Raw genomic sequence first — 13,210 nt, 5'->3', positions numbered from 1 at the left:
TGAAGTCCATCAGTAGCGGACGGGCCGTCGTGCGGTCGACGTTCACACGTCACGCACTCGGGTGTGCCCGCGGCTCTGCGCTCCCCCCAATTCCGGGGTTCCGCTTTCGATGCCGCAACTACCCGTGGCTGTCCTCGGACAGGGGCGTCGCGCCTCGATGGCTCGGTGACCCGCATGATCGCGTTGGGTCTGTTAGCGGAAGGTCCGGCAAGGGCCGGAATGATGCTGTTTCAGCAGCGTGACGTGTGCCCTTGGCGGCTCGGTAGAGTCGCGGTAACTGAACTGGAGAGGTAATTGCATGGCCAACGAGATTGTGATCGCGCAGACGACCAGCGACAACGAGGATCAGGCGAAGGCGTTGGCCCGTGGCGCGGTCGAGAGCAAGCTGGCAGCGGGCGTTCACATTGATGCGCCGATCACAGCCTTCTACTGGTGGAAGGGGAAGGTCGAGACGGCACAGGAGTGGCGGATCTCGTACATGACTACGACGGACCGTCTCCCGGCACTGGAGGCGTGGCTGCACGAGAAGCACCCGTACGACGTTCCCCAGTGGATCACGCTGCCCGTGACCGGCGGGTCGGAGGCGTACCTGTCCTGGGTTATCGAGGAGACGGCATAGGTTCTGCGGAGCGCCGGGCCGGCCGTAGGACGGCGCTCAGCGTCCTGGGCTTACCCGCCTACTGCGTGTGGGGTCTCAGGATGCGAACTTCCGTAGATGGCGGCCGAGTTCCTGCTCATTGTCAGGGAGCGACGAGGCGATAGTCGATGCGCGCTCCTTGCCCATCGTGTTGGGCTTGGCCTGTGCAGCTGCGACGAACTGACGTGACACGTACACCCCTCGATCGACGTCACCCCCACGCAGTAGGGCCGAAGCGAGATCACCGAGGACCACGACGCCCCCGTCCGGAAGTCCGTCTCCGAGGCGGTTGACCGCGGTATCAGCTGTGGACGTGAGCTCGGGACGCCTCAGCTGGCCGTACACGGACAGGGCCAACGAGTCCATGCGGTATGGGGTCACGAACCTGACCCATGCCTGCTCGCTGGTGTGGTCCGCGAAATCGTAGGCGAAGCGCGCTCGGTCTAACGCCCGGAGCGCCCCCACCTCGTCGCCGGCCGCCGCAGCTTCTTCCGCGTTCCTACCGAGAACCCAGGCGGCAGCAGTAGCGTTACCGTGGCCTCGCACGTCGTTGGCGGCTTGGGAGAGGAACTCCATCTTCGCCTTTGGCGTCAAAGCGCCGTAGCTGCTGTAGGTCAGGGCCAGGGCCCGGAGTGGAGGATGCCCGGCAGCCGCCGCGCACTGCGACGTGACTTTGTAGTAGGCGTTGGCTTTGTCGTGCTCCCCCAGGTCCCAGGCCACCCAACCGGCCAGAGCGGCGGTTTCTCCGGCGGCGATGGTGAGAGCGCCTTCGTGTTCGCCGGCACGAGGTAGGGCCGCAGTGATCGCGTCAAGATGCGACTCGACCGTTTTTTGTAGCCGCCGCGCGCTGAGGTTGAGTTCCTGGACGTGCAGTTCAGCGGCTCGCTCGATGAGACCGGCGGCAGCGAGCGAATCGATCTTGGTCCCCTTGCTGAGGGCGAAGGCGAGGCGCCCCCAGGGCTCGGCGGCCACGCTCACGCCGATAGTGGCGCTACCCAGGAGCGTGCGACGCTTCACGGCGTCTTGGTCCTCCCCTGCATCGGCATGCCCCTTTCTCTTCCGAGCGCGGGCGGCCTTGGCCTCTCGCTGTAGTTCCTCGAAGGGGACACCGCAGGCCGCCGCGATGTGGCCGATTGTGTGGTTGGTAGGAATGTTCTCGAAGTTCTCATAACGGCTGATCTCTCGGCGGGTCATGGTGTCCCGGCCGGAGACAGCGTTGATCGCCTCCGCCTGCTCCTCCTGTGTCCGGCCCGCCTCCTGCCGAAGCCGGAGGAGCAGGTCGGCGAACGGGTCTGGCATGAGTGTGACCTCTGTTGGTGGGCGGAATCCAATCATGGCCTCAATTCCCCCCTCCAGTTTCCCCCTTGACATAATTTTCCCCCTCTGGATTCCCCTGGTCGACGGCGTCGCCGCACGGTGCCATAGCCCACATGACCAGGCTCCAAGAGGCGGCCCCGCCCGGCGGGGGCATCCGTAGCTGTGCGGCTACAGCAGGCGCGTCATGCGTCAGGCCAGTTCAGGAAGACGAGCCCGGCGCATGGGAGAGGCCAGAGGTACCGGCGGCATCCCATGCCTGTCAGGCGGCCCTTCTCCCCGACCTCGCGAAGGTCGGGGAGATGCGGCGCATAGCCAGGGCGTTCCTGCGGCGGTGCCGTGTTTCGGAGCCGGTGGCGGGGTTCGTCGTACTGGCCGTTTCGGAGCTGGTCACCAACGCCGTGGTCCACGGTGAGGGCGAAGTCGTGCTCCGCATCACGGTGGCCGTCGACGTGGTGCGTGTCTCGGTAACCGACCACAACCCGGCGCCCGCTGTGCTCAAGGAAGCCGGACCCGACGGCGAATCAGGGCGCGGGATCCGGCTGGTCGATGCGATCTCTGACGCATGGGAGAGCAGCGGCGAGGAGACGTGGTGTGAGTTCCGAGACGCGAGGGCTGCAGCTTGAGCCAGACGTCCAGTTGGTTCCCGACTATGCAAATGACAAGCCGGGCAGCTCAGTCGCTTCTGTCATACAGGGCGCTCCGAGGGCCGTTCGCTTGCCTTCGCCCAGTAATTCGGTTCGAGCATCTCTCCGGGCCAGGCGGGCTGACGGATCGGGCCACGAGGCCCCATCTGTTCGAAGTACGGTGCCAAGTCGATCACGGGCGTTCCGTCTACAGCGTCGAGATCGGTGACCAACAGGTCCCGCCCCTCGACCTTGAGCAGCCGCGGGTAGCTGATCGCCAGTTGATTGGGACGCCGATGGTTGCGGTGGACGAAGGTACCGGTCGGCGGCCAGTCCGGATTCCCGCGGGGGCTGCGTGCGTGGAGCTGGACGTCTTCCGGTCGCGCCAGGTGGAAGAGCCAGGTCACCGTCAGGTGGGAAAACTCTTCGATTCCCTGCAGCGTCTCGAGGGGGTACGCCTCGTTGAGTCGGATGATCGACTCGACTCCGCCCTGGTAATCGTCCTGGACGCGGGTGTGGCCCCCGACAACCGTTGCGATCGATTCGACCTCGTACGTTGCCATCGGCGCTCGTTCCTCTCTAACGGGGGCGCGTGTTCAGCAGCTGCCGTCAATAGCTGCGGACCTGCCCTGTGGTCAGCCTATGGCGCGCAGCATTTCCCGCGCCCGGCGGTCCAGTTCGGCGACGTGGCGGCCACCACGTTGCCGAACAGGCGAGAGGTCGCTCTGCATGCGGACGATGACGTCGCGGGCGCGGCCGGACTGGACGCCAGCCATGGCGTCCAGTGCTTGTCCCCAGGTACCACATGCCTCATCGAGGCGTCCCTGCTGGACCTGGACGGCACCGAGGTAGCCGAGGGTCACACTGTGGGTACGCGCATACTGCTGCCGCCGGCGGGTGGCGACGCTGCGCTGGAAATGCAACTCCGCGTCGAGAGGATTTCCCAGGTCCCGCAAGGCACAGGCAGTCTCGTGGGCGAGGGAGGCTTCCTGGAAGAAGCTGACGCGGCCGGGGGCATCCTCGTTATCGGCGCGTGCGAGGTCCCTCTCCGCGCGACTGATGGCCGCGAGACTGCCGCGGCGGTCGCCGCCGGAGGCCAGGGCGCGGGCATGGACTACGGCGAGCAGGGCCTTCTCCTGCGAGCTGGCCTGGCCGTAGTGGGTGCGGGACATCGAGGCGTCAGCCAGGTCGAGCGCTCTGCGTGGGTGCCCGAGGTCGACTGCTTGGTGGGCGAGGGCACGCAGGATGTGGCCGCCCAGCGGTCCGTCTGCGGCTTCGGCCGCAAGGCGTGCGGCAAGGGTGAGGTAGCGCTGGGCGGTTCGATGCTCGGAGGCGTCGAAGGCCATCCAGCCGGCGAGGTAGGTCATCTCTGCCACGGCCGAGTACGTATCCCGGCGGTGCTGTTCCGTTCGGAACCTGCTGCCCAGGAGCGGCACCGCTTCGTCGCGAAGATGGCCAGCCAGGGCCGAGCGCCCCGAGGCTCCACCGCGCTGCTGGTCCCTCGCGGAGTAGAAGGTGGTCAGTTTGCGGACGTCGTCGATGTCAGCCTGAGTCACCAGCCGGGAGGAGACTGCAGGGCGCGAGGCCGCCGCGGCCGGGGCGGCTGCCCACCATGGAGCGGCAGGCAGGACGAGGCCGGCGGCCGAGTACGCGGTGGTAGCCAACAGCTTGCGTCGGTGCATGTCCAGATCGTCGCTTCCCAGCTCGGCCAGCACGGTCAGAGGGTCGACGCTCCAGTCAGAACTACTGTCAGTGGAGCCTGTCGGCCCATCTTCCAGTCCGAGGTCAGCGAGGGTGAGGCGTCGGCCGAGCCTGCGGGACAGCGTCTCACGCAGGATATGAGGCGCTCGTCCACTGGGCTTCGTGCCCTGGGCCCACATGGCGATGTGGGAGCGGGAAATGGCCTCCAGTTCGCGTACACCGCTCTCCGCGGCAACGCGAGCGACCGCGGCGGCTGCTTGGGGCTGGGACCAGCCCGCTTCGCGCAGGAGCGCGGCAAGGGCGACGTTTCTCTCACGGGCCATGTACTGCCCCTCGGTTCCGAAATGATCTTTGACGCCTTTGACGGCCTTGAGGGCCGCGTAGGCATACCCCCTGACAGGGATTCGCGGTTCGCTCAACGTAGCCGCAGGATCACTCACCTTGCACCTCAGTCGCCTGCGGTGCACAGCGTTCCTCACTCAAGTTGGCTGGATTCATCTAGGAGTTGCGTCATGCGTCCCTCGCTGGCCCTTCGCCGGGCGTGCCGACTCAGTGATCAGGGTCGGAGAAACCACGCCCTTGGTGAGCCCATCCTGCGACGGGACCCGGCGGCCTCCGCGACGGAAACGGTGGCGCTCGTGCTGGGCGAGGACTCGCCGTTACCCGATACTGCCGCCGATGTCGAGGACCTCGCACTGCGGCTGCGAGGACACGTCAGCCAGCTCGGGGCCCTGACGCCTTCGCAAGAGCCGGCCCTGCACCGTGCGCAGCAGCTCTGCTCGGGCGGCCTCCCCGATGGCTACATGCCCAGCAGGGTCCATCTGGTCAGGCTGGCCGAGGCAGCCCAAGACCTTATCGCTGCCGTGCAGGCCCCCGACGTGGCCCCTGCGAAGCCGGTGCGGAGACGGCGCTGGTGGAAGCCGCCGATCAACGTGCTGCGCGGCGCGGTCTTCGCTCTCGCCCTCGCCTGCGTGGTTCTGGCCGCGTCGGTGCCCCGGACATGACCGCCGCCGGGCCAGTTCTGATCGCGCTGATTCTCGGTCCCATGGCGTGGCTGGCTCTTCGTGGTGATCGAGTAAGCGGCCGCATCGCTACGGGACGAGGATCCCCCGCCGAGGCAGGACAGATTTCCCCCGATCCGGTAACCACCGTGCCTCTCTCACCGACACTTCCCGGCCGCCACGGCGGCCCCGAAGCCACCCCCGGGTCCACGGGGACTACGGAGACCCACACGATGAAACGCCTCCCGCGCATCGAGCAGTACGGCCTGATCGGCGACATGCAGACCAGTGCCCACGTCTGCGATGACGGTTCGATCAACTGGCTGTGCCTGCCCCGGTTCGACTCGTCGGCCGTCTTCGCCAGCCTGCTCGGCACGCACCAGCACGGCACCTGGCAGATCGCCCCGGCCGCGCCTGGCCGCTCCGGGCCCGAAGCGGTCGCCGAGCGCCGGTACCGAGGTGACTCGCTCGTCCTCGAATCGATCTGGCGCACACCGGCCGGGTCGGTCCGCGTCCTGGACTTCATGCCGCCGCGCGACGGGGCACCGCAGGTGATCCGGATCGTCGAGGGCCTGGCTGGCGAGGTTGCAATGGTCTCGGCCATGCGTCCGCGGCCGGGATACGGCAGTGTCAGCCCGTGGATCCATGAGGCCGGTGGGCGCATGGTCGCGGAGGCCGGCGCGGACGCGCTGTGGCTCGACACCTACGTCCCGCAGGTGGAGAAGGACGGCGTCGTCGTCAGTGCCTTTGCCATCCGCGCCGGGCAGAGCGTGGCGTTCGTGCTCAGCTGGTGCCCGTCCCACGCACTGGCTCCGGAGATCCCCGACCCGCACACGGCGCTCACCGAGACGCTCGCCTTCTGGCAGGACTGGACGCAGCAGTGCACCTACGAGGGCCCCTACCGTGAGGCCGTGGTCCGTTCCTTGATCGCGCTGAAGGCACTGACCTACCGCCCGAGCGGCGGGATCGTCGCCGCGCCGACCTCCTCGCTGCCCGAGCAGATCGGCGGCCGACGCAACTGGGACTACCGCTACACCTGGCTGCGGGACGCCGCCACGACCCTGGCCGCGTTACTGGGGACCGGCTACCGGCAGGAGGCGCAGGCATGGCGGCGCTGGCTCCTGCGTTCCGTGGCCGGCGACCCAGAAAACCTGCAGATCATGTATGCGATCACCGGGGAGCGTGATCTACGGGAACGCGAGTTGCCCTGGCTGCCCGGGTACGAGGGCTCGACGCCGGTGCGGGTCGGGAACGGGGCGGCAGACCAGCTCCAGCTCGACGTGTACGGCGAGGTGATCGAGACCCTGTACCTCGCGCACGAGAGCGGCGTGGCCCACTGCGCCGACACCGCGGTTTTGCACCAGCGGCTCGTCGAGCACCTGGCACAACGCTGGCGGGAGCCCGACGAGGGGATCTGGGAGATCCGCGGGGCCCGCCGGCACTTCGTCCACTCCAAGGTGATGGCCTGGGTGGCGATCGACCGCACCATCCGCCTGGCCGAAGCTGGCGCGCTCGACATCAAGCTGGCCCCCCTGATCGAGCTGCGGGCAACCATCCACCACGAGGTCTGCACCCGGGGCTTCGATCCGGTACGCAACACCTTCACCCAGTCCTACGGTTCCCAGGAACTCGACGCCGCCACACTGCTGATCCCCCGCGTTGGCTTCCTGCCGCCCAACGACCCGCGCGTCATCAGCACCGTGGACGCAGTGCGTCGTGAACTCTCCACGCCAGACGGGCTCGTACGCCGATACCCGACCATCGGCGACCACACCGGGATGGACGGTCTGACCGGAGACGAGGGCGCATTCGTCCTCTGCTCCTTCTGGCTCGTCGACGCCCTGGCCCTGACCGGCCGCCTCGACGAGGCCCACGCCCTGTTCGAACGCCTCCTCGCACTGCGCAACGACCTCGGCCTCCTGGCAGAAGAGTACGACCCCGTCCAGCAGCGCCAGCTCGGCAACTTCCCGCAGGCGTTCAGCCACATGGGGCTGATCCAGAGCGCCCGGCTCCTTCAACTCTTGGCGACGCAGTCCCCCCACCGCAGCGCGGTCGCGTCTCCGTCACCCAGCTCCACCCCACGCAGCACACACCAGACCTGCGCATACCTGACGCCGCAGCACGCCTAGCCACCCCACCCTGACGAGGATTCCCATGCCTGACAGCGCCTTTGCGGCAGGGCCGGCTGCCACCGGCCACCGCCGACGGCGGCCTCAGATCGACGCGTTCACGCTGCACCATGTCCACCGCGCCGTCGCACTGCCCCTAGTGCTCCTTGCCGCACTGCTGGGCGCCGCCTTCATCCTCTGGTCGGTGTCCGCGGTGGGCCCCGGCTGGCTCCTCGCCGGCCTGGTCTGCGGACTGGCGGGAGTCGCCACGCTGGCGGCTCGCGGAGCGCGAACGGCTGCAGGGGCCGTGCAGACGGCTGCGGAGCATGCCCAGGCAGCGGCACTGGCAGCGATCGCAGGAGCCGCGGCGGCCGTCGAAAAGTCGGTGCAGTGGTCGGCAGACGAGCTGTGCCGCGGGGGACGGCCGCCGCTGCCGGACCTGCAGGTGCCACCATCGGCCAGTCCGAACGTCGAGATCAACAAGGCGTTGAGTGCCCTCCAGGTGCAGGCCATCGCGTCGCTGATACGGGTGCACGACGAGTCCCAGTCCGTCGTACTCCTGGAAGTGCTGCGTCGCCTGGCCATGCGCGAGCACGCGCTGGTCGGCAAGGCGCTTGAGGCACTGAGCCAGCTGGAGATGCTGACCGACGACCCGGAGCTGCTCGCCAAGATCTTCGAGATCGATCACCTCGTGACGCGGATGCGTCGTCAGGTCGAGAGCACAGCGGTGCTGGGCGGGCAGTCCCTGCGCAGCGTGCGTCGGCCCGTTCCCGTCAAGAGCGTGCTGCGCGGCGCCGTCTCCGAGGTCGTGCAGTATCCGCGGGTGGCGGTTGCGGCCGGGTCCGTGGGCGCGGAGCTGGGCCTTCCCGGCCATGTGGGTCCGGACCTGACGCACCTGCTGGCTGAGCTGATCGAGAACGCCTGTGAGTGTTCCGATCCGGCTACGAAGGTGATGGTGCGTGCGCAGCGGGTGGCGAACGGGCTGGCGGTCGAGGTCGAGGACCGGGCCATCCCCATGCATCCGCAGACGCGGGCGCAGATGAACCACCTGCTCCAGGCCCCCGACGAGGTCGACGTCAGCGGCCAGGTGCGAGCGGGACAGCTCGGCTTGCTGGTCGCCGCGAAGATCGCCCAGTCGCACGGGCTGTCCGTTCTCCTGCAGGAGAACGTGACAGGAGGCACCACCGCCCTGGTGGTCATCCCGGCACGGCTCCTGGTAGCCATTCCCTCCATCGACGATGCGGGCGCGCACCCCCAGGACACCCGCCCCTTGGGGCCGCAATCGCAGCAGGTTGCCGCGACTCCAGCCACCCCGAGAGCGGGGCAGGTTCCACGCACCAATGCCACAGGGGCGCCGGAAGCCGCACAGGCAGGTCACCCTGCTGATCCACCCGCGCTTCCCACGCGTAGACGCCAGGCCGGCACGTTCCGTCCGCCACACGAGCGGGAGCAAGCCCCTGTGACCGAGGCGACGCCAGGGCTCGCAGCCGCCTTCCGCACCGGCATCCAGGCCGGCGGGCAAGCCGATTCTCCCACCGCTTCGACAGAGCACCCCAGGCCCTGAACCTCGTCCCTCCACGTTCCCAGTGGCCGTTACATCCGCTGGCCCTTCCCCCCTTTCTGGAGCGATCCCTATGAGTACCCACCCCGCGATGAACAACGTGACCGGCGACGCACCCGCAACCGAGACAACGGCAAGCGGACAGCGGGACAACATGGCGTGGCTGCTGCGGCAGTTCGCCTCCGACACGACGGGCGTCACGCACGCCGTCCTGCTCTCGCGGGACGGACTGCGGCTGCTGGACAGCGAGGTCGACAAGGACTGGGCGGACGAACTGTCGGCCGCCATCAGCGGAGTGGCCTCACTCGCGGCGAACATCACCGGTCCCACCCACAAGAAGAGGCCGGCGAGGCAGGTCGTCATCGAGCGAGACGACTGTCTGATCTTCGTCCAGAGTTCCGGTCGCAGCGCGGCCTTCGAGGGCCATCCCGGCAACGAACGAGGCGTGGTGGACACGGTCCTCGCGGTGATCGCGACCATGGACGCCGATGCCGGCACCGTCGGGTTCGAGATGGGGCGCCTGGTGCAGAAGTTCGCCCCCTACATGCAGATCCCCGTCCGCGTCGGCACGGGTGATGAGGTCCGGTGACCGCACACGGGAGCGCGGCCGAGGATTCGACGTTCGTGCGGACCTACACCCTGACGCGCGGTCGCACCCGGCCACGGCATCTGCTCGGCCTGGACACGGTGCTGGATGCCGGACCCGGGCGGCCCGGCCCGGGCCAGGCCGAAGAATGCGCAGAGATCCTCGCCCTGTGCCGGGAGCACCGGCGTTCGGTGACCGAGCTGGCGGGCCGACTCGGCCGTCCCGTAACCGCCGTCAAGATCCTTATCTCCGACCTCCTGGACGCCGACGCCCTGGTCGTCCCCGTCACCGCCTATGCCGCGTCCGACGCGCATGCACGTCCCTCTGCACAACTGCTGGCGGCCCTATCTGCGGGCCTGAAGAGGAAGTGGCCCGATGCCATCGCCTACCCCCAGGCCGGGTGACCCGGCCGTGGTGCTGCGGCCGTCGTCGCGCCCGCGTACCGGTGCACCGACCGTGCTGAAGGTCGTGATCGCTGGCGGTTTCGGCGCGGGCAAGACCACCGCCGTGGGTGCCGTCAGTGAGATCACGCCGCTGAGCACGGAGGAGTACCTGACCGAGGCGAGCGCGGACGTGGACAGCCTGGCGGGCGTCGAGGCCAAGCAGACCACCACGGTCGCCTTCGACTTCGGTCGCCTCAACCTGCCCGACGCGCCCGTGCCCCTGGAATTGTTCCTGTTCGGCACGCCCGGCCAGGACCGGTTCGTCGACCTCTGGTACGACCTCTGTCGCGGAGCCGTCGGCGCGGTCGTCCTGGTCGACACCCGCCGCCTGGAAAGCAGCTTCACCCCCGTCGGCTTCTGCGAGGACATCGGCCTGCCCTTCGTCGTCGCGGTGAACCAGTTCGACGGAGCACATCGTTACCACCCCGATGAGGTCCGCACCGCCCTCGAACTGCCCGCCTCTGTGCCGGTGGTCACCTGCGACGCCCGCGATCCGAACCACGTCGCTGGCGTCCTGCTGACCCTCGTTGGCCACGCCTTGAAGAGCGAATCGGCAAGCCCCGCTCGCCCCGCATCCACTACCACCTTTCAGGACGCCTGATGTCGTATCAGCCCAACGACCCCTACCGCGCGCGGCAGACCGCCCCCCTCACGCAGTCGCTGCCGCGACGTACCATGCGGGACGTCACCCATGGGCCATCCCTCCCCGCCAGCGCCGCCGTCCCCGTCCCGCAGGCCCAGCAGGCGACCGAGCTGGCGCAGCGGTACGAGCTGCTGGATCGCCTAGGCGTGCCCACCGCTGCCAGCGAGGACTTCGACGAACTGGCCCGCGACATGGCCACACAAGCCGGGTTCCTGTACGGCTTCGTCAACCTCTTCCTGGAGGAGCAGACCTTCGTCGGGCTGCACCAGCCGCCCGCGGACAGCGGGTACGTCATCGTCGGCCGCACCATGAGCCGCGACCACGGCTGGTGCCCGGAGGTCATGGCCCGCAAGAAGGCCCTTCCGCTGCACGACGTGCACGCCAGCCCGCGCTTCAGCGGCAACCCCGTGGTCGACGCGGTCGGGATCCGCTCCTACTTCGGTGCCCCGCTCATCCACGACAGCGGCACCGTGCTGGGCACGGTGTGCGTCATCGACCCCGAGAAGCGGCCCCTGAGCGAGGCCCGACGGCTGAGAGACATCGTCATCAACGCCGGCGTCCGGGTGATGGACCACATCGCCCGCGCGCCCGTCCGCTAGTCCGTTGCACGACCCCCCACCCGGGAGCCGCAGGCGATCCCCGGCCGCTCCACCGTGCGACTTTCATCCAGGGAGAGGGAGAGGACCATGCCCGCCACACCCACCACGCCGCCGCCGGCGCTGCGCCCCTATTTCAACGCCCGCCACGAACTGCTGTGGGACGAGGCGGACGCCTTCGCGGCCGAGCACATCGCGCCGCGCGCCGCACGCATGGAGGCCGCCCCCGGCAGGGTGGAGCGCAAGGTCGCCGACCTGATGGCCGCACGACGGTGGTTCGCCGTCACCGTCCCGTCCTCCTTCGGCGGGCTGGACGCCGGACACGTGGCCAAGACAATCCTCGTCCACCGCATTGCCCGCGTCTCGGCAGCTGCGGCGGCCATCCTCCAGGCCACGCTGATCCCCGTCGGCGCCCTGCTGCACTTCGCCACCTACGAGCAGAAGGGCCGCTGGCTGCCCCGCGTAGCGGACGGTTCACTGCTCTTGTCGATCGCCGTGACCGAACCGCGAGCCGGCGGACACATCGGCGGCATCGAGACCATCGCCGAGCACGTCGGCAACCAATGGGTGATCACCGGCAGCAAGATCCACATCGGGAATAGCCACCTCGCGGGAGCCCACCTCGTGGTCGCCCGGACCGCCAAGGCAGGCGTGAGCACCTCCCAGGCGCTGACCGCGTTCATGGTCGAATCCAAGCGCCGAGGGCTCTCAGTCGCCGACCACCGTCCCGGCCTCGGCCTGCACGGCTTCTCCGCCGGCCGCCTCGACCTCGATCACGTCCGCGTCCCTGAGGAAAACGTGGTCGGAGAGATCGGCCAGGGGCTGGGCGTAGCGCAGAGCAGCAGCATCCTGTACGGCCGTCCCAACCTGACCGCAGTCAGCCTGGGAATACACGAGGCAGTCGTGGCCACCTCAACCGCTTACCTCAAGACGCGCTCCCGCTACCGGGGCGCCCTCTCCGATCTGCCGGTTCTGCGGGACCGCATCGGTGACATGGAGGCCCGCCTGCGCGCCGGGCGAATCCTTGCCTATCAGTCCGTGCACCTCCTCGACCAGGGCCTGCCCTGCGACACCGACCTGATCAACGCCAAGTACCTCGGCCACCAGTGGGCGATGCAGTCAACCCAGGATGCCATGGAGCTGCACGGCGCCCAGGCCCTCAACGGCGACTACATCCTCCAGCGCCTGTGGCGCGACATCCAGTTCACCTACCCACCGGCCGGAACCGGCGAAGTCCAGCGCATACGCCTCGCCGACGCCGCCTTCGACGAGGCCCACATCCAGTGGTCAGAACGTCTCGCCGCCGAAGCGGCGTGGGCCCGCCCCGACCCGACAGCCGCATGAGCCCCCGTGTGCGGCGCCCCGTGAATCCAGACCGCCGCGCACGGGCCCGTGTCGCCGGCCCCCGTCCCCCGCGGGGTCCGGCGACACCCCACCCGATATCCCTCAACCCAGCCGCGAAAGAGACACCCGTGACCCCGCGCATGACGACCAGCGCACCGATCACCCCCCTGACCCCGACCCAGCAGCGCGTCGCCCAGCACCTCGTGGACGGCCTCAGCCCTCAAGAGATCGCCACGAGGACCGGGCTGTCGGCCGTGACCGTCCGCCAGTACGTACGCGACATCCGGGAGAGCCTCCACTGCCCGCCCCGCTGCAAGCCCCCGGTGATCGTGCACTTCCTGTGCAACGCCCGGCAGGTCGCTCCGCCCACAACGGACAGGCCAATCCCGGAACTCAGTCCAGAGCAGCAACTGTTGCTGCGGGCGGTCGCTGAGCACAGCAATCCCAGCGACATTGCTGCCATGGCCAAGATCGCGCCCGCCGACGTCCGAGCCGCACATGACGAACTGCTCGACAAGACCGGGGCGGTCAACACCACCCAACTTGTCGTCTGGGCCCACGCGTGGGGCCTGCTGGGCACCAGGCGGGCCACCACGATGGAGAGCGGAGCGAGCCAGTGAATGCCTCACCCGCTTCTGCGGCCTTCGAGT

Annotated in this window: 14 protein-coding genes; 11 read left to right on the top strand and 3 right to left on the bottom strand. The window is 68.6% G+C overall.

The window, feature by feature from the left end:
- Positions 1–298 precede the first annotated feature (298 nt).
- The gene (gene cutA / locus ACSLTV_RS32995) at positions 299–619 is read left to right on the top strand and encodes a divalent-cation tolerance protein CutA (protein WP_073948164.1); all 321 of its coding nucleotides are present in this window, start codon (positions 299–301) and stop codon (positions 617–619) included.
- A gap of 75 nt (positions 620–694) precedes the next feature.
- Here the strand turns inward: cutA and ACSLTV_RS32990 are convergent, their stop codons facing one another.
- Complete coding sequence (locus ACSLTV_RS32990) at positions 695–1,936, bottom strand: helix-turn-helix transcriptional regulator (protein WP_435613448.1); 1,242 nt, start codon at positions 1,934–1,936, stop codon at positions 695–697.
- Positions 1,937–2,067: 131 nt separating this feature from the next.
- Here ACSLTV_RS32990 and ACSLTV_RS32985 point away from each other — a divergent pair, with 131 nt between their 5' ends.
- Positions 2,068–2,577, top strand: a complete 510-nt coding sequence (locus ACSLTV_RS32985; protein WP_222995856.1) for an ATP-binding protein — start codon at positions 2,068–2,070, stop codon at positions 2,575–2,577.
- Between the two features lie 62 nt (positions 2,578–2,639).
- Here the strand turns inward: ACSLTV_RS32985 and ACSLTV_RS32980 are convergent, their stop codons facing one another.
- Both ACSLTV_RS32980 and ACSLTV_RS32975 read right to left on the bottom strand, forming a co-directional pair.
- On the bottom strand, positions 2,640–3,140 hold the full coding sequence (locus ACSLTV_RS32980; RefSeq protein ID WP_222995855.1) for an SAM-dependent methyltransferase: 501 nt from the start codon (positions 3,138–3,140) through the stop codon (positions 2,640–2,642).
- A 72-nt stretch (positions 3,141–3,212) separates the two neighbouring features.
- On the bottom strand, positions 3,213–4,601 hold the full coding sequence (locus ACSLTV_RS32975; RefSeq protein WP_435613450.1) for a Tat pathway signal protein: 1,389 nt from the start codon (positions 4,599–4,601) through the stop codon (positions 3,213–3,215).
- Between the two features lie 306 nt (positions 4,602–4,907).
- Between ACSLTV_RS32975 and ACSLTV_RS32970 the strand changes: the two genes are divergently transcribed.
- From ACSLTV_RS32970 to ACSLTV_RS32930, 9 genes are all read left to right on the top strand, one after another.
- Positions 4,908–5,282, top strand: a complete 375-nt coding sequence (locus ACSLTV_RS32970; RefSeq protein WP_435613447.1) for a DUF6415 family natural product biosynthesis protein — start codon at positions 4,908–4,910, stop codon at positions 5,280–5,282.
- A gap of 230 nt (positions 5,283–5,512) precedes the next feature.
- Positions 5,513–7,408 carry a glycoside hydrolase family 15 protein gene (locus tag ACSLTV_RS32965; protein WP_435613446.1) on the top strand — a complete coding sequence of 632 codons (1,896 nt, stop codon included), beginning with the start codon at positions 5,513–5,515 and terminating at the stop codon, positions 7,406–7,408.
- 25 nt (positions 7,409–7,433) lie between these two features.
- Positions 7,434–8,951, top strand: a complete 1,518-nt coding sequence (locus ACSLTV_RS32960) for an ATP-binding protein (protein WP_435613445.1) — start codon at positions 7,434–7,436, stop codon at positions 8,949–8,951.
- Positions 8,952–9,021: 70 nt separating this feature from the next.
- A complete protein-coding gene (locus ACSLTV_RS32955; RefSeq protein WP_055493701.1) occupies positions 9,022–9,537 on the top strand; it encodes a roadblock/LC7 domain-containing protein in 516 nt (171 codons plus the stop codon).
- On the top strand, positions 9,534–9,938 hold the full coding sequence (locus ACSLTV_RS32950) for a DUF742 domain-containing protein (RefSeq protein WP_006143017.1): 405 nt from the start codon (positions 9,534–9,536) through the stop codon (positions 9,936–9,938). Before ACSLTV_RS32955 ends, ACSLTV_RS32950 begins: the two co-directional genes overlap by 4 nt.
- Before the next feature lie 52 nt (positions 9,939–9,990).
- Positions 9,991–10,578: a GTP-binding protein gene (locus ACSLTV_RS32945; protein WP_435613444.1), complete on the top strand. Its 588-nt coding sequence runs from the start codon at positions 9,991–9,993 to the stop codon at positions 10,576–10,578.
- Positions 10,578–11,219, top strand: coding sequence for a GAF domain-containing protein (locus ACSLTV_RS32940; protein ID WP_055493700.1), 642 nt, complete (start codon positions 10,578–10,580; stop codon positions 11,217–11,219). The genes ACSLTV_RS32945 and ACSLTV_RS32940 overlap by 1 nt, the downstream gene beginning before the upstream one ends.
- Positions 11,220–11,306: 87 nt before the next feature.
- Positions 11,307–12,560, top strand: a complete 1,254-nt coding sequence (locus ACSLTV_RS32935) for an acyl-CoA dehydrogenase family protein (RefSeq protein ID WP_055493699.1) — start codon at positions 11,307–11,309, stop codon at positions 12,558–12,560.
- A 128-nt stretch (positions 12,561–12,688) separates the two neighbouring features.
- Positions 12,689–13,180 (top strand): LuxR C-terminal-related transcriptional regulator, encoded by a 492-nt coding sequence (locus tag ACSLTV_RS32930; protein WP_435613443.1) that lies wholly within the window; start codon positions 12,689–12,691, stop codon positions 13,178–13,180.
- Positions 13,181–13,210: the final 30 nt, after the last annotated feature.

Origin of the sequence: Streptomyces sp. bgisy159, assembly GCF_965341775.1 — a bacterium.
GTDB lineage: Bacteria > Actinomycetota > Actinomycetes > Streptomycetales > Streptomycetaceae > Streptomyces.
The sequence above is the reverse complement of the archived record's forward strand: the minus strand, read 5'-3'. Positions and strand labels throughout refer to the sequence as shown.